Source organism: Cohnella fermenti, assembly GCF_004801405.1.
GTDB classification, from domain to species: domain Bacteria; phylum Bacillota; class Bacilli; order Paenibacillales; family Paenibacillaceae; genus Cohnella; species Cohnella fermenti.
In genome coordinates this window covers 107,809-124,961 of the sequence record NZ_SSOB01000005.1, presented here as the reverse complement: position 1 = coordinate 124,961, position 17,153 = coordinate 107,809, and the positions used below count along the sequence as shown (strand labels likewise).

The 17,153-nt window shown below is 61.9% G+C and carries 12 protein-coding genes; 9 read left to right on the top strand and 3 right to left on the bottom strand.

Translation table 11 applies throughout. The annotated features are described in order from the left end of the window. Nucleotides 1-13: 13 nt before the first annotated feature. Nucleotides 14-1,027, bottom strand: coding sequence for a Gfo/Idh/MocA family protein (locus tag E6C55_RS05370; RefSeq protein WP_136368764.1), 1,014 nt, complete (start codon nt 1,025-1,027; stop codon nt 14-16). Then, nucleotides 1,027-1,875, bottom strand: a complete 849-nt coding sequence (locus tag E6C55_RS05365; RefSeq protein WP_136368763.1) for a sugar phosphate isomerase/epimerase family protein — start codon at nt 1,873-1,875, stop codon at nt 1,027-1,029. The genes E6C55_RS05370 and E6C55_RS05365 overlap by 1 nt, the downstream gene beginning before the upstream one ends. Before the next feature lie 150 nt (nt 1,876-2,025). On the opposite strand from E6C55_RS05365, the gene E6C55_RS05360 reads away from it, so the two are divergent. The 3 genes from E6C55_RS05360 (at nt 2,026) to E6C55_RS05350 (ending at nt 8,360) form a co-directional block, all read left to right on the top strand. After that, nucleotides 2,026-2,937 carry an AraC family transcriptional regulator gene (locus E6C55_RS05360; protein ID WP_230986550.1) on the top strand — a complete coding sequence of 304 codons (912 nt, stop codon included), beginning with the start codon at nt 2,026-2,028 and terminating at the stop codon, nt 2,935-2,937. Nucleotides 2,938-3,327: 390 nt separating this feature from the next. Then, on the top strand, nt 3,328-4,392 hold the full coding sequence (locus E6C55_RS05355; RefSeq protein WP_168735470.1) for a LacI family DNA-binding transcriptional regulator: 1,065 nt from the start codon (nt 3,328-3,330) through the stop codon (nt 4,390-4,392). Between the two features lie 800 nt (nt 4,393-5,192). Next, entirely contained in the window at nt 5,193-8,360 is a 3,168-nt protein-coding gene (locus tag E6C55_RS05350) for an alpha-mannosidase (protein WP_136368761.1), read from the top strand. Between the two features lie 270 nt (nt 8,361-8,630). Here E6C55_RS05350 and E6C55_RS05345 read toward each other — a convergent pair whose 3' ends face one another. After that, complete coding sequence (locus tag E6C55_RS05345) at nt 8,631-10,169, bottom strand: sulfatase family protein (RefSeq protein WP_136368760.1); 1,539 nt, start codon at nt 10,167-10,169, stop codon at nt 8,631-8,633. A gap of 71 nt (nt 10,170-10,240) precedes the next feature. On the opposite strand from E6C55_RS05345, the gene E6C55_RS05340 reads away from it, so the two are divergent. The 6 genes from E6C55_RS05340 (at nt 10,241) to E6C55_RS05315 (ending at nt 16,636) form a co-directional block, all read left to right on the top strand. Then, entirely contained in the window at nt 10,241-11,014 is a 774-nt protein-coding gene (locus E6C55_RS05340) for an AraC family transcriptional regulator (RefSeq protein WP_136368759.1), read from the top strand. A gap of 87 nt (nt 11,015-11,101) precedes the next feature. Beyond that, nucleotides 11,102-11,329, top strand: a complete 228-nt coding sequence (locus tag E6C55_RS05335; RefSeq protein WP_211093525.1) for a hypothetical protein — start codon at nt 11,102-11,104, stop codon at nt 11,327-11,329. A gap of 240 nt (nt 11,330-11,569) precedes the next feature. Next, nucleotides 11,570-11,911, top strand: a complete 342-nt coding sequence (locus E6C55_RS33665; protein ID WP_168735469.1) for a hypothetical protein — start codon at nt 11,570-11,572, stop codon at nt 11,909-11,911. A 102-nt stretch (nt 11,912-12,013) separates the two neighbouring features. Beyond that, a complete protein-coding gene (locus tag E6C55_RS05325; RefSeq protein ID WP_136368758.1) occupies nt 12,014-13,819 on the top strand; it encodes a sensor histidine kinase in 1,806 nt (601 codons plus the stop codon). Next, nucleotides 13,812-15,290: a response regulator gene (locus E6C55_RS05320; RefSeq protein WP_136368757.1), complete on the top strand. Its 1,479-nt coding sequence runs from the start codon at nt 13,812-13,814 to the stop codon at nt 15,288-15,290. The genes E6C55_RS05325 and E6C55_RS05320 overlap by 8 nt, the downstream gene beginning before the upstream one ends. Further along, nucleotides 15,287-16,636: an ABC transporter substrate-binding protein gene (locus tag E6C55_RS05315; protein WP_136368756.1), complete on the top strand. Its 1,350-nt coding sequence runs from the start codon at nt 15,287-15,289 to the stop codon at nt 16,634-16,636. Before E6C55_RS05320 ends, E6C55_RS05315 begins: the two co-directional genes overlap by 4 nt. Nucleotides 16,637-17,153 lie beyond the last annotated feature (517 nt).

The window sequence follows — 17,153 nt, the reverse complement described above, 5'->3', positions numbered from 1 at the left end:
GCCGATTTTCCGATTAGGGCAATTCGATCCATTCGCCGCCGGAGTCGGCCGAGCGAATCTCGGCTTCGACGATCGCCAGCGAGTCGGCCGTGCTCTCCGGAAGGCAGGCGTCGATCGCCTTGTCCTCGAGAACGGCTTCCATGAAGCTGCGAAGCTGCCGATAGTAGCCGGTGTCCTCCGAGAGCTCGGGAGAGAAGGACGGGGCGTCGGCCGGATGGACGCGGAAGCCCTTCGGGCCAAGGACAACGGTGGCGTTATCGAAGTTCACGCGGAAGCCCATCTCGAAGCCGTGGTCGCCGCTGTAGGTCCAATCCGCTTGAGCGTTGATGACCTTGCCGTCCGGATAGCGGTAGTTGGTCGACACGGCGTCGTAGCCGCTGCCGGGCAGCACCTTGCGGCCGAGGGAGGACACGCGCTCCGGCTTGCCGAACAGCCAGTTGATCATGTCCGTGTCGTGAATATGCATGTCGAGCATGCAGCCTCCGCTCAGCTCTCCGTTCAGGAACCAGCCCTTCGGCGGTTCGGAGCCGCGGTAGAAGTAGCCGGCGGTCGTCTCGCCGTAGCGCTTGTCGGCCACGCATTCCTTCAGGTATTCGTAGGCCGGCCAGAAGCGCAGGCACTGCCCGATCAGCAGCCGCCGTCCGGAGCGTGCCGCCGCCTCGGCCATGCGCCGCGCATCCGCCTCGGTTCTCGCCATCGGTTTCTCGCAGAGCACGTGGTAGCCTTTTGCCAACAAGGAGCAAGTGAGATCGGCATGCAGGTACGTGGGCAGCGTGATGTCGATCATGTCGAGCTCTTCGTTTGCCAGCATGTCTTCGACGCTCTCGTACAGCGCGTACGCCGACAGGTCGTAGACGTCCTTGGACGTGGCCATGTTGCCATTCGCCGCACCGTTCTTCAACTGCTCGATGGCGATGTCGCAGACGGCCTTAAGCTGGACCGGTTGGCCTTCCGCCATGAGCCGCTCGTAATTGTCGAAGTGCATTCTCCCCATAAAACCGAATCCGATCAAGCCGACGCGAAGCATCAGAATCCCTTCCTTCCGAGAATGGCGTCCATGGCCGCCGAGGTGTTGTAGACGATCTGTTCGGAGTGGTGAGCGTACGGAGGAATCATCTCCGCGGTGACATAGCCGTCATAGCCGACCTCGTTCAGCGCTTGCACGACGGCCGGGTAATCGACATCGCCCGCGAGCAGGTCGACGAAGCCGTGCAGGCCGCCTGCCGCCCTGCGGTAATCCTTGAAGTGAACCTTCTTGATCCGGTGGCCCAGAATGCGGACCCAATGCTCCGGATAGCCGCTGTGCACGATATTGCCGATGTCCAGGTAGGAGCCGACCGCCGGCGAGCCGACCGCGTCGATGAAGCCGCGCATCTCCAGCGGCGAGAGCAGGAACTTGTTCCAGACGTTCTCGATGCCGATGGCGACGCCTGCGCTCTCCGCTTCGGGAGCGAGCGAGGAGATGGCCTGGAGCGCCCGCTCGTACGCCTTGTCATAGGCGACCACCTCGCTGCCGGGGATGAAGTCGACGCCGACCGCGCCCGGAATGACGAGAATGGCGTCCGCTCCGAGAATCGCCGCCGTCTCGAGCTGCTTCTTGCAGACGTCGATCGCCTTCTGCCGGGTCGTCTCGGATTCGCTCGTCATCGAGTAGGACCAGTAGAGCCCGGTGGCGAGGCCGGCCAGCTCGAGCCCCGATTCGGCGAGCAGGCTGCGAATGCCGAGCAGCTCCTTCTCCGTCGCCTCAAGGCCAAGCTCTCCCGTCTCGTTCAGCGACAGCTCGATCCCGTCGAACCCCGCCGCCGCCGCCGTGCGCACCGCGCTTGCGATCGACGTTCCTTCGCGGAACGACCAAATGTTGATTCCTTTTCTCACCTGATCTCCTCCTTGCCGATTCGTTCTTCACCTCTGATTATAAGATCCGGCCCAGCCCGGGGATTTAGCGAAAGTGGAGAAAAGTTGGATGATTCCGATATAATAGACAGAGATGGAATTCCGACGGGTGACGAGGAGGACGGATGCCGCGTGAACGAGTTGTTGTTCCCTATACGGCAAGCGATGGCTTGGAAGGAATGGTCGCCGAGCATTCACTATGCCCAATATCAAACCTTGAAGCCTTGCCGCTTCGCGGAGCGCCGGTTGTACGATTTCGAGATCATCTGCGTGATCAAGGGCGCGCTGTCGACGGAGATGCTGGGAGCCGTTCACGTCGTGACGGAAGGACAGTTGATATTCCTTCCTGCGGGCGTGCCCCATCGCAACGAGGTTCTCGCGACGGAGTCGGCGGCGGAGGCGACCTTCCTGGGCATTCACTTCGACTTCGACGGCAGGCTAAGCGCGGCCTCCGAGAGCGACATTGTCGTCTCGGACGAAGGGGAGGCGAATCCGGATCGATTCGCCCGCGAGGCGGATGCGGGGGGAACGCCTCCGTTATCGAACCGCGTCGTTTACGATTGCCCGGCGGAGTGTCTGACGTGGATGGACCGGATCGCCCTCGAGTTCACGATGCGATCGGAGGGCTGCGAGGCGGTCTGCCGGGGGCTTATGCTGAACGTGCTCGTTGCGTTGTCGCGGGCCGGGGCTTCCCGCCTGGGGGCGGACGCCTCCCTGCACGCCGAGCGCATCCGCAAGCTGATCGCGAGGATGGAGCAGGCGCCCGCCGCGGCCTGGCCGAGCGAGCGGATCGCCCGGGAGCTTAAGCTGAACGAGGATTACGCGGCCAAGCTGTTCCGCCAGGTGGCGGGAATGCCGCCCGGCCGGCTGCTGAAGGCGATCCGGCACCGCGAGGCGAAGCGGCTGCTGCGGGAGACGGACTGGTCCGTCGAAGTCATCGGAGAGCGCGTCGGCTACCCGGACCTTCATTACTTCAGCCGGATTTTCTCCTCCGGCGAGGGCATCTCGCCGCGGGAGTACCGGAAGCTGTCGCGGATGCTGTAGGCGGCGAGGCGCAGCCGGGCGCAGCGCATCAAGCATTGAGCGTCGAGCGGGTAAGCGCGAGAAGATCGGCGAGCTGCATGGGCGGGAATGCGGCACGGCGAGCCGAAGAAGGCAACTAAACTGCTCACATTGGCGGGAATGCGACGTGGCAGGCGGAAGAAGGTAACCAGACTACGCGTATTGGCGGAGAAGCGGCGCGATGGGCGGAAGAAGGCAACCAGACTACGCAGATGAGGGGGAATGCGGCAAGGCAGGACGGATTAGCACCAAAACCTCTTTTCAACACAGGGGGTTGCATGTTATATTACACGTGTTATCAACTTGAGTGTTATACGGGTTATGGGCAGTTCAATGGACAGTTTGATGGGCAGGGACAAGGGAGGTGGCGGATTGAAGCCGACAAACCGAGTGACGAGCTTCGACGTGGCTCGCAGAGCCGGGGTGTCCCGCAGCGTCGTCTCGGCCGTCTTGAACGGAACTCCGGGCATCGGGGTGTCGGCGGAGACGAGAGAAGCGGTGCTGGAGGCGATCCGCGAGCTTGGGTACGAGGTGAATGCGCAGGCGCGCGGAATGAGGACGGGAGTCAGCCATTGCATCGCCGTATGCGGGAGCACGACGAACCCCTTGTTCCTTCAGGCGTTGGAGGGCATTCAGCAGGCGTGCGTCAAGCTCGGCTACCACGTCTTGATTTACGGCGAGGAGACGAAGGCGGCCGGAGGGCGAGGCGGACTGCTCAATCTGTATCGGCAGCGGCGGATCGACGGCATTCTGACGCTCGATTCGGCCGGGAGAGACGACGAGGAATGGGCGGAGGCGACCCGGGAGGCGGCGGTGCCTTATCTGTCCATCGAAGGCTATCCGGAGCAGGAAGCGGTGCCTTCCGTCAATGTCGATTATCGGGCCAGCGTGCTGGAGGCGTTCGATTGGATGAAGAGCCGCGGGGCGTCGCTCCCGGATTACTTGCTGTTCTGGTCGGCGCCGGGCGAGGAAGAATGGGCCGAGCGAGAGCGCCGCGAGGCGTACTTGGGCGCGATGAAGGAATTCGGCGGCGAGCCGATCGTCGTGACGATTCGCGAGGGAGACGAGGCGGCGATCGTCCGCTATTGGGACGACCGGTTGCAGCGAGGCGGCGGGATGCCGGCCTTGCTCGTCAATTGGTCGACCGGCCTGCACGGCCTGCTGCGCGAGGCGGATCGGCGGGGACTCCGGGCCGGACGCGACTTCCGGCTGATGGCGCTCGACAATACGCTGCGGATCAATCGCCAGCTGCTGCCCTCGATCGCCTGCATGGAGATTCCGTATGCGGAGATGGGAAGGAACGCGGCGGAGCGGCTGATCGCCATGCTGACGAGTCGGCCGGGGTCGCGGGCGGAATGGCCCGATCCGGCGGCGGGGGAACGGAGTGGTGTGAAGGCTTTGTTCCGGGCCGAGCTTTTCGCCGGGGAGAGTGTGTGAACCGGGGGGCGCCGGGGCGACTCGGATGAGCGGGTGGCTCGGGTGGCTCGGGGCGACTCGGGTGAAGCGGCGATGGCAACGGGCTGGCGGGGATGTTGGACAATGCGGGGTGCTCCGATTGGCTCGATCAGGCAGCGGTGCGCAGAATATATGTGAAAAACCACATTCGTTCGGCGAATCGCGCGGGTTTGCGGGCAATGTATGTGAAAAACCGCATAAAATCGCCGCATGACCGCCTCTATGTGCTCGATATATGCGAAAAATCACATTCGTTCGGTAAATCGCGTAGTTTGGCGGGGGGTCGAATGTGAAAAATCACATAAAATCGCTGCGTGGCCGCCTCTCCCGGCGCGAGACGGGACGTATGGGCGGAAACGCGCTTTTTCTCGGATGATAACACGTGTTATCGATGAGATGAAGCGCAAACAGCCCCAATCACCGGACGCATGATGTACCACGGGCAAAGACACAAAACATAACTATCAAACCTCATCAGGCAGCACGCAGCAACACATAGCACAGAGAACGCGACACACAGCACTCAACACACACCAAAGAACTCGCAAACCGCAGCACGAAGCACGCACCAACACACAACACACAACACGCACCAACACACAACGCACAACACGCAGCAACACACAACACGCACCAACGCACAACACGCAGCAACACACAACACGCACCAACGCACAACACGCACCAACGCACAACACGCACCAACGCACAACGCGCAACACGCAGCAACGCGCAACACGCAGCAACACACTATATCCCTATCCGACCAAGGAGGCAACTTTATGTTCTGGACCGAACAGAAGCTGGAAGCGAGAATGAAGGAATTGGAGGCGTACCGGTACCGCGACGCGCTTGTCATCAAGCAGTTCCGCGCGCGCGAGGACGAAGCCGGGGAGATTGGCACAAGGCCGCCCGAGGACGATGCGGCTTGGGGGACGCTTGCGCTGCGGGACCGATGGGAAGGGCGCGACCGCTATCTGTGGCTGGAGACCGAAGCGGAGCTGCCTGCGGAGTGGGCGGATCGCCGGATCGTCGGCGTGTTCGACTTCGGGAAGACGGGCCCGGGCAACAACGACAGCTTCGAGTCGCTGATTTACGTGAACGGCGTTCCTTACCAAGGCGTCGACTCGAACCATAAGGAAGTTTTCTTGCCTGCGGAGGCGGCGGGTTCTTCCGTCAAGCTGCAGTTCCGGCTCTGGTCGGGGCTTGAGGGAGGCGGCGTGCCGAAGATCCAGGAGCATCGCCTGGAGCGCGCGGAGATCGCGTGGCTGGACGAAGCGGCGGACCGGCTGTTCTACCTGTCCAAGGCGATCCTGCAGACGGCCGCCGTCTTGGCCGCGACCGCGCCGGAACGAGGCGACCTGCTGCAGGCTCTCGACCGCGCCTACTTGCTCATCGACTGGTCGCGGCCCGGGTCGGCGGCGTTCTACGAGTCGGTCGCCGCGGCCGAGGAGTCGCTGAACGACGCGGTGGCGGCGATGCCGAAGACGTCGTCGATCACGGTGCGCTGCATCGGGCACACCCATATCGACGTCGCCTGGCTGTGGCGGCTGAAGCACACCCGCGAGAAGGCGGCGCGATCGTTCAGCACCGTGCTTCGGCTGATGGAGCTTTATCCGGAGTATGTTTTCCTGCAGACGCAGCCTCAGCTGTACGACTACCTGAAGACGGACTACCCGGACCTCTACGCGCAGCTTAAGGAACGCGTCCGCGAAGGCCGTTGGGAAGCGGCGGGCGGCATGTGGCTGGAGGCGGACTGCAACCTGACGAGCGGCGAGTCGCTCGTGCGCCAACTGCTGTACGGAACCCGGTTCCTGAAGGAGGAATTCGGGCAGGAATGCACGTACCTCTGGCTCCCCGACGTATTCGGCTATAGCTGGGCTCTTCCGCAGATTTTGCTCAAATCGGGCATTGGCACCTTCATGACGACGAAGATAAGCTGGAACCAGTACAACCGGATGCCGCACGACACGTTCGTCTGGCGCGGCATCGACGGCAGCGAGGTGCTGACCCACTTCGTCACGACGCCGGAGGACAGCTCGAACTGGTGGTATACGTACAACGGGCAGATCGACGCGGCCAGCGTGAAGGGAATCTGGGATACGTACCGCGACAAGGGCTGGAACAAGGAGCTGCTGCTGTCTTACGGCTACGGGGACGGGGGCGGCGGCGTCAATCGCGAGCATCTGGAGATGCGGCGGGCGCTCGACCGGCTGCCAGGGCTGCCGAGTGTCGTCACGGGCCGGGCGGACGAGTACTTCGGGAAGCTTCAGGAGACCGCCGCGGACACCGACAGCTACGTCCATACGTGGGACGGGGAGCTGTACCTTGAGTACCACCGCGGAACGTACACGAGCCAGGCGCACAACAAGCGGATGAATCGCAAGCTGGAGCTGCTCTCCCGCGATGCGGAATGGCTCGCCGCCTTCCGCTCGGCGCTGTCCGGAGACTGGGCATCTTATCCGAAGGCTGCGCTGGACCATAGCTGGAAAACCATTCTGCGCAACCAGTTCCACGACATTATCCCCGGCTCTTCGATCCCGGAGGTGTACGAAGATTCGCGGGCGGAGTATGAGGAAGCGCGGACGGAGCTCGAGCAGGTGCGTGCGGATGCGGTGCAGGCGCTTGTTGCGGAGGCAGCGGACGGCGCCGATGCGTACACCGTCTGGAATCCGTCTTCGTGGCCGTTCAGCGGTCTGGTCGACGTGCCATCGGCTTCGCTTCCATCCGACGGCGTTCCGGAGGGAGCGGAAGAGGCGTGGACCGATGCGGACGGACAAGAGCTTGCGTTCGAGCGGGACGGGGATGTGCGGAGGGTGCGCGTCGAGGGCGTTCCTTCGCTCGGCTTCGCGACGATTCGCCGCAGCGTCAAGCAGGCATCGGCATCGGACTCGGCCAAGTCGGCCGAATCGCCGTTCACCGTCGGCAATCGCAGCCTTGCCACGCCGTATTACGAGATCGAATGGAACGAGAACGGCCAGTTGACGCGCATCTTCGACCGGGAAGCCGGGAGGGAGGTGCTCGCTCCGGGACAACGAGGCAATGTGCTCCAGGTGTTCGAGGATAAGCCGAAGATGTTCGAGGCTTGGGACATCGATATTTTCTACCAGGAGAAAATGCGGGAGGTAGACGTGCTGGTCGAGACAGCGGCGGAGGCGGGAGCTTTGCGGGCGGTTGTGACGTTCGGGTGGCGCTATATGGATTCGACCGTGCGCCAGCGCATGATCGCGTATGCCGACCATCGCCGCATCGACTTCGAGACGGAAGTCGACTGGCAGGAGCGGCAGCAACTGCTGAAGGTCGCTTTCCCGGTCAACGTCCGCGCGACCGAGGCGACCTACGACATCCAGTTCGGCAACGTGAAGCGGCCGACCCACTGGAACACGAGCTGGGACTACGCGCGCTTCGAGACGGTCGGCCACCAATGGGCGGACCTGTCGGAGCACGGGTACGGCGTCAGCTTGCTCAACGACTGCAAGTACGGCCACGACATCAAGAACAACGTGATCCGGCTGTCGCTCCTCAAGTCGGCGACGTATCCGGACCCGAACGCGGACAAGGGCGAGCACCGCTTCACGTATGCACTGTATCCGCATCGCGGCGGTTGGGCGGAAGCGGGCACCGTGCAGGCGGCTTCGCTGCTGAACCAGCCGGCCTACGCGACGGAAGGGGCGGCTGGCCCTGCGGCGTTCTCCCTGATCCGGGCGACCTGCGGCGACGTCGTGATCGACGCGGTGAAGAAGGCGGAGGACGAGAACGCGCTGATCGTCCGCTTCCACGAGTACAAGGGAGGCCGCGGCGAAGCGGCGCTGGCGAGCGACCTGCCGATTCGCTCCTGGAGGGAGACCGACCTGCTGGAGCGCCCGATCGGCGAGAAGGTCGAATCCTCGCTGCCGCGGCTCGAGCTGGCTCCGTACGAGATCAAGACGGTCCGAATCGAGTTTGAATAAGGGCGGAGGGCCGGAGCACGGGAATTTATATGAAAATTCACATTCGCGCAGCGCGATAGCGGGCAGTTTGGGCGATTCTATGCGAAAAATAGCGTACATGGAGAAAATTTCGGCTCGAGTTGCCGGATATATGCTAAAAACCGCATAAAACGCCGCGATTGCCTCCGATCCGAGCCGCCGAATGTGAAAAATCATATAAAACCGCAAAAGCCATTCTCCAAACCCGGAAGAGGCTGTCCCAACGTGGGGGCAGCCTCTTTGTCTGCAATCTCAAGCGTGGTGAATACGAGGCATCGCCAGCGGCTCCTTGCCGAGCTCGGCCCAGATGTACTTCAGCAGCAGCTCCGCCTTCAGCCGCTCGTGCTCCGGAGCGTCCCACAGATTGTTCAGCTCGCCCGGGTCCTGCTCCAGGTCGAACAGCTCTCCGTAGGTTTGATTGAAGTAGACGGTGATTTTGTAGCGTTCGTCCACGTACGTCTTCTGGTGGATCGTCGTCGGCTCGTGGCGGAACTCGCAGATTGCGTGCTGCCTGGCGCGCGCCTTCTTGCCAAGCCATACGTCCCGCTGGTCGACGCCGGTCATCCCGTGCGGAATCGGCAGGCCGCAGAACGACAGGAAGGTCGGAGCGAGATCGACCAGGGATTGGATGGCGCTCGAACGGGCGCCCGCGGGAACCTTGCCGGGGTAGCGCACGATGAACGGCAGCTTGATTAGATCCTCGTAGTGGAAGCCGCCTTTGGCTTGCAGGCCGTGCTGCCCGAAGAAGTGGCCGTGGTCCGTCGTGAAGACGACAAGCGTGTCGTCGGCCAGCCCGAGCGCGTCGAGCTTGTCCAGAATGCGTCCGATATATTTGTCCATGAGGCTGATCATGCCGTAGTAGACGGCGACCAGCTTCTTCTTGTCGTCTTCGGTCAAGCGGAACTTCGCTCCGTACTCGTAATAGTGGTGGGAGCGGTAGCCGTGAATGCCGAAGCCCGTCTCGGCGAGATACGAGAAGTCCGGATCGTCCTCCTGCGTAAGGCCGAAGTGGGGCGGGTTGCGGTCGTGTTCCCCGGGAACGAGGGAAGGAATGGTCAGCTTGTCCGGATCGTACATCGTATCCCACGGCTCAGGCGCCAGGTATTCCGGGTGCGGGTCGAAGAAGCTCGACCAGAGGAAGAACGGTTCGTCCGCCTCCTTGCAGCTCTCCAGCAGACGATTGGTCCGTTCCGCGATCCATGTGTTGTAATGATACTTCTCCGGGATGGGCCACTTGTACGTCGCGGTCGGGTCCATCGTGCCGGTCGGGGCCAGGAAGTAGTCCCGCCAGTTCGTGCAGCCCTGCTCCTCCAGCCAGAGCGCATAGTGCTGGCCGACATGCGCCTCGTTCGTATGGTTGCGGGCCAGCTCGACGTGCTCGAAGCCGTAGAAGGTCTCGTTGAATCGCTTCCAGTAATCCAGGTCCTGAAGGACGGGATAGGCTTCGACCGATTCGTAAGCTTCCGTCGACTTCAAGGGCTGGAAGTGGGCCTTGCCGATCAGTGCTGTCCGGTAGCCGGCCGCAAGGAAGTCTTCCCCGACGGTATGCCGGTCCTCCAGCAGCTTCGTGCCGAGTGTCCAGGCGCCGTGCTGGCTCGGGTACGTGCCGGTGACGATCGACGCGCGGCTCGGCGTGCAGGTCGGGTTCGGGCAGTACGCCCGGTCGAAGGTTGTGCCCTCCCGGACCAGGCGGTCGAGATTCGGCGTGGACAGCTCCGGCTGGAACGCGCCGATGGTATTCCAATGCTGTTGGTCGCTTGTAATTAACAAAATGTTAGGTCGTCTGGACAAAGGGAATCGCCTCCTAGTATGATAATATATAATTTATGCAGGATTAAAAATAGCATGGTGTTGTCTGTCGATTGTCATTATGTTGTCTCCGGTTCGTGCCGCGCCGGATCGAGTGCTACAGCCTGCACCTCGTGTATGAAGGAAGCGTTCGGCTCGAGTCCGAAGGCGTTGCCGCGGACTTGCGCAAGGGGGATCTGTTCTGCCTGTTCCCGGATCGAACGTACGACTACCGCATCGTTCCGGACGACGAGCCGCTTCGCATGAGCTGGCTTGCGATCGACGGCGGCCGGGTCGGGCCGCTCTTGGCGCTGGCGGGAATAACGCCGGAGCGGCCCTATGCCAGAAGGCGGCTTAACGCCCTCGTCAAGGAGGCCGTAGAACGGACGATCGCAGGGCTGATCCGGGCGGAGCGCCCCGGTCCCGGCCCGGCCGAAGCGCTGCTGCTGCAGGCGTCGATCTGCGAGCTGTTCGCGAGGCTCATGCCCGGCGATGCGTCCGGCAGCGGCTGCGACGACGAGCCGATCGGCTGGCTGCGCGACTGCCTGTCGTTCATGGAGCTCCACGCCGCCGAAGGGGTCACCGTACAGCAGGTTGCCGATTACGCGGGAATTCATCGCTCATACTTTTCCAGCCGGTTCGCGCGCCTCGTCGGCATGTCTCCCCAGAAGTACCTGCAGAAGATTCGCATGGATAAAGCGAGCCGGCTGCTGGCCGAGACGGAGGCGACGATTACGGAGATCGCCTTGTCGCTCGGCTATCCGAATCTGTACACGTTCACCCGGGCGTTCAAGACGTACTTCAAGGCGACGCCGATGGCCTGCCGGGCCGCCGGCGGACGGGCATAAGGCGGCACTGTATGTAAGCGCTTCACCGCGCCTGCCGCTTCACACTTTTGCACGCATCGGGGCGGCTATGCGGCCTTCTCCGTTGGCATGTTCGGCTCGGACAAGGGCTGGGGCTGCGGCGAGCAGGTGTCCACGAACGAAGAGTTCCTTGAGCGGTTCGCAGGCTTGGCGCAAGCGATCAAGAGCGCTGGCGCGATCTGCGGTTACTGCTACACGCAGGTGGCCGACGTGCAGCAGGAGATCAACGGGCTGCTGACCGAGGATCGCCGGTCGATGTTCCCGCTGGAGCAGATTCGGGCGATTAACCTGTCGTAGTGCCGGCATTTTATGCGAAAATTCACATTGGCGAAGCGCGATAGCGGGCAGTTTGGGCGATTCTATGCGAAAAATAGCATACATGGAGAAAATTTCGGCTCGAGTTGCCGGATATATGCTAAAAACCGCATAAAACGCTGCGATTGCCGCCGATCCGAGCCGCCGAATGTGAAAAATCATATAAAACGCCAAAAAGAATCGCCAAAAAGCAGATCCAAAGCCAAGACGGCATCGCCGGCCTTGGCTTTGGGCGTATTCGCTTGCGAGGGGGCGAAGGAAAGGCAGGAAGGAGGGCACGAAGGCAGGAAGGAGGGCACGAAGGCGGCAAGAGGGCACGAAGGACGGAAGGCAGGAAGGAAGGCAGGAAGGAAAGAAGGAAAGAAGGAAAGAAGGAAAGAAGGAAAGAAGGAAAGAAGGAAAGAAGGAAAGAAGGAAGGAAAGAAGGAAGGAAAGAAGGAAGCGTTCGGAGGGACGAGGAAGCCGGGCCGTTGGCCCGATCCAATAAATCCGGACTCCATTCCAAAAACAGCGGATTTCCTATTTGCACCGCAATTGGTTACAATAACAACAGCATCAACATGAGCGTCGACGACCCTGGCCGCCCGATCGAACGATTCGGCTGGCCGGGGATTTCTGTGTTCCGCCATTGCACCAAGTACCGCGCCAAAAAAAAGGACGATCCCCATGACCAAGAGGATAAGGGCTTATCTGAACTCCTTCCGCTTGCAGCGCATCCGCAGCCGCTTCCTGACCGCCATGATTGCGGTGTCGCTGCCGCCGCTTATTGTGCTCGGCTATGTCAGCTTCAATATCGCGAAGGATACGCTGGTGGACAACCACATCGAGACGATTCAGAGCCACCTGAAGACGTCGAGCGAGATGGCGGATCTTCTGTTCAAGAGCGTCATCGACATGAACCGGATCATTCTGTCGAGCGACGAATTGAGACAGCAGCTCGACGAGAGCGGCAATGCGGAGGGCACGGGGGCGGAGGTCATCGACGTGACGACGGCCAACCGGCTGCAGAATCTCGTCGTGACGAACCTGTTCGACACGCAGTACATCCAGTCGATCTGCCTGTTCGACCGCAAGTTCCGTTCGGCTTGCTACGGGAGGTCGGAGCTGGCCGGGCCGTACGGCTCGGAGGGGGCGAGGGGGCTGATCGCCGGGACGGATTGGTACTTGAAGAGCCTGGCCGCGAACGGCAAGGAGGTTTTCTTCGGTTACAACGTGCTGGAGGAGGATCTGTCCGGCGACTCGTTCTCAAGCGTCAAAATCCTTCGGGACCCGAACCAGCTCAGCGGCCCGAACCTCGGCTTCCTGGTGATCAACATTCGGCGTTCGCTGTTCAGCCAGACGGTCAACGAAGGGGAGGACAGCGGCTTCTGGGTGCTGGACGCCGACCGCGAGCCCCCGCTGCTTGTCTACGATCACCATCCCGAGCTGACCGCCGGAGCCGGCATCGGGCAGGAGGCGACCGATCCGTTCCGGTCGCTGACGGAGGCGGGCTACCTGTACAGCCGCTACTTGAACGCGACAAGCGGCTGGCAATTCGTCCACTATGTCCGCGAGGAGACGCTGCTGAAGCAATCGAACCGGATCGGCACGTTCACGATGCTGCTTGCCGCCTTCATGGCCGTGATCGCCCTGCTCGTCTCCTACTTCGTCTCCGGCTCGATTACGAGACCGCTGCTCCAACTGAAGAAGATGATCGTCGACTGGGCCAAGGGCCATCCGGCCGAAGGAAGCAAGGAGGCGGCGTTCGTGGCGGATGAGGTCGGGGTGATCGGCCAGACGTTCCGGCGGCTGTCATCGGAGTATCAGTTGATGGGCGAGAGGCTGCTCCAGTCCCAGCTCAAGGAGAGAGAGGCGGAACTTCGCAGTTTGCAGTCCCAGATTAAGCCGCATTTTCTATATAATACGCTCGATTCGATCTACTGGATGGCGCTGCTCGAGGAGAAGCAGGACATCGCCCAGATGGCGCTGTCGCTGTCGGAGAGCTTCAAGCTGAGCCTCAACAAGGGCAAGGAGACGATTCCCGTCTTCAAGGAGCTGAAGCATATCGAGCACTACATGATCATTCAGAACCTGCGCTACGACAACCGCTTCCGCTACATCGCGGACATCGATCCGGAGATTATGGGCTACGAGATTATGAAGCTGCTGCTGCAGCCGCTCGTCGAGAACTCGATCTATCACGGCCTCGAGCCGAAGGTCGGCAGCGGGACGATCACTCTGACGGGGCGCAAGGAAGGGGAAGCTCTCCTCTTCGCAGTCGCGGACGACGGCGTCGGGATGGAGGATATTGGGCGGACGGAGCAGGGGTACGGCATCCGGAACGTCAAGGAACGGCTCGCGCTGTATTACGGAGAAGGCAGCTCGTTCGTCATCGAGAGCAAGCCGGGCGAAGGGACAAGAATTACGATGCGCTTGCCTCGCAAGGGACGCGGAGAAGGCGGCGGAGAGAACGGAGGGGAGAAGCATGCTTAAAGCGGCGGTGTTCGACGACGAGTTCATTGTGCTTAGGGGGCTCGAGAGGCTGATCGATTGGGCCGAGTTCGGGATCGAGCTGGTCGGCACGGCGACGGACGGCATCTCGGCGCTGGCGCTGTTCCGCGAGAAGAAGCCGGACATCGTCCTGACGGACATTCGCATGCCGGGCATGAACGGGCTGGAGCTGATCGAGGCGATTCGCTCGGAGGCTCCGGATACGATGTGCATCGTGTTCAGCGGCTACAACGAGTTCGAATACGTGAAGAGCGCGATCAAGCTCGGGGTCGTCGATTACCTTGAGAAGCCGGTCAACATCGAGAAGATTCGGGAAGGCATCGGCAAGGCGGTCGCGCGGCTTGCGGAGCTGAACGATTATTCGTCGCTGAAGCGGAAGTGGCACCAGGGCTTGCTGGAGAAGGCCGTCGCGAATCTGCTCGGCAAGGGCGAAGAAGCGGCCGCAGAGTGGCAAAAGCAGTTCGGAGACGACAGCGGGAGAGTCGCGGGGGTAACGGTTCTGGTCGGAACGGAAGAGGAGAACGTCGTCGCGGACGGGGAAGGGCATCGCGTCGTTCGGCTTGCGAGCGGGCCGGAGCGCATCGCGGTCGTGTTCCACCTGGATTCGCTGTCGGACGAATGGAGCCGGGGCCTGGAAGCCTGGTCGTCCGCCGTGATCGGCTCGGGGCGCACGTACCCCGACATTGCGGACGCTCCGAAGAGCTGCATGGAAGCCAGAAGAGCGCTCAGATACGGCAAGTTCCTGGAGGGCAAGGGCTGGGTTCGCTTCGAGGACCTGGGGGAGACCGATGCCCAGAGCCCTGCGCTGTCCGAGAGGGAAGAGGAGATCCTGTTCGACCTGCGGATCGGAGACAAGACGGGGCTGCTGGAGAAGATCGACGCGTACCTGGAGGAGTTCCGCGGCGCGAAGCGGACTCCCGAAGCGGCGGAGGTCGAGCTGCTGAGAATTGTGATGCACGGCCTGGACGTCGCGAAGGAGACGGGGGGCAGTCTGCCCGACATGTACCCGGCCGATTACCGGCCGCAGCTTGAGATTCGCGATCTGACGACACAGGAGGAGATGGCGGCGTGGCTGCGGAAGCAGATGGAGACGATCATGGACGGAATTCTGAGCGTCCGCCATCATTCCAAGCATGCCGCGATCGAGAAAGCGCTGCGATACATCGGCAAGAACTACGGAAGGGATCTCACCCAGCAGGAGGTTGCGGATCACGTTCAGATGAACGCCACTTATTTTAGCCTGCTGTTCAAGGAAGAGATGGACATCTCCTACATTAAATACTTGACGCAAGTGCGGATGGAGAAGGCGAAGCTGCTGCTGGGCGGCGAGGAGTCGATCCAGGAGATCAGCGAGAAGGTCGGGTATCAGCACGCGCGGCACTTCTCCGAGGTGTTCAAGAAGTATGCGGGCATGACGCCGGGACAGTTCCGCGAGGGGAGGGCGGCGCGATGAAGCGGCTGACGGGGCGAAGGATGCAAGCGGGGCTGGGGATGGGGCGGCGTCTACAAATGCTTGGGCTGGCCGGGTTGCTCGGGCTGTGTGCGGGGGTGCTCTCTTCCTGCGGGAAGACGGGCAGCGTGGCCGAGCCTCAAGCGGACGACACGACGCACATCGTCTACATCTCGAACGAGGAGGTCGGCTCCAGCGTCGAGATGATCCGCCAACTGTCCGCGGAATACGAGGCGGCGCACCCGAGCGTCTCGCTGGCGATCGAGGCGATTCCGGAGGGCGATCTGTCCCAGCGGATCACGCTGCTCGCCGCGAGCAACGACCTTCCGACGATGTTCCGGTATCAGTCGGGGAGGCCGCTTCTGGACTTGATTCGCAGCGATGCCGTGCTCGATCTGGAGGGGACGTTCAAGGAGCTTGGCCTGTACAACCGGCTGAACCCGGCGGCGGTGGAACTGCTCAAGAACGCCGTGGACGGAGCCGGCCTGTATGCGCTGCCGCTGGAGATGAACATCGAAGGCTTCTGGTACAACAAAGCGATCTTCGCGGAGTACGGGCTGGAGGAGCCGCAGACGTGGGACGACATGCTGCAAGTCGCCGGGAAGCTGAAGGCGGCAGGCGTTCAGCCGTTCTCCGTCGCCGGCAAGGACAAGTGGCAGATTACGCGGCTGATCAACGGCTATGCGATCCGCAAGCTCGGCGTCGACGCGATGGAGCGGGTCGACAAGGGAGAGCTCAAGCTGACCGAAGCTTCCTTCGTCGAGGCGGCGGCCGTCGTGCAGAGCATGGGGCTGAAGGGCTACTTGGGAGGCGCGGTCAACACGCTCGACGTGAATGCGGCGACCGACCTGTTCCTGCAGGGCAAGGCGGCGATGTACTACTCGGGAAGCTGGATGCTGCGCGACTTCAACGTTCCGGAGCGGAACGGGATCGGCGCGGACAACATCGGGTTTTTCAGCGTGCCGCTTGTGGAGGGAGGAGCAGGGAGCCTGGACGAATACCCGATGAACGCGGGGCTGACGACCTCCTTCTCCAAGGAAGCCTACACGGAGGAAGTCGGCGAGTGGATGAAGGACGTGTTCGCGGGCTACGGCGACCGGGCGATGAGCGAGCTCGGTCTCGTGACCGGCTTCCGGGTGGAGAGCATGCCGGAGAACGTGCCGCCGCTGACCCGCATGGTCCAGGAACGAATCGGCCAAGTGACGAAGGCCTCGGGCTGGTTCGAAGCGAAGTTCGGCACGAAGGCGACGCTGCTGGCGTGGAACAACGCCCAACTGCTCGTCACCAGCGCCAAGTTCACGCCGGAGCGCTACATGGCGGAGCTGCAGGCGGTGCTGGATTCGGAGTAGGAAGCTTCCCGTGCAGGAACTGCCAAGAGGCTGCTGGACCGTCGAGGTTGCTGCACCGTCGAGGTTGCTGGACCGCCGAAGCTGCTGAACCGCCGGGGGTGCTGGACCGCCGAAGCTGCTGAACCGCCGGGGGTGCTGGACCGCCGAAGCTGCTGAACCGCCGGGGTTGCTGGACTGCCGAAGCTGCCGGAACCGCCGAGGTTGCTGGACTGCCGAAGTGGCTGGACCGCCGAAGCTGCTGGAACCAAGAACTGCCGGATTTTATGTGAAAAATCACATTGGAGAGGCGCGATGGCGGGCGGTTTGGGCGATTATATGTGAAAAATAACATACATGGAGCAAAATCCGGCTTGAGTTGTCGGATATATGCTAAAAATCACATAAAACGCCGCGATTGCCCCCGTATCCAAGCTGACGAATGTGAAAAATCGTATAAAATCGCAACAGTGAGCGGGCCGGGGAACTTTTTCCCTGGCTTTATTTGTTTTTGTTGGTGCAGCGAGCGTTTTGGATGTTG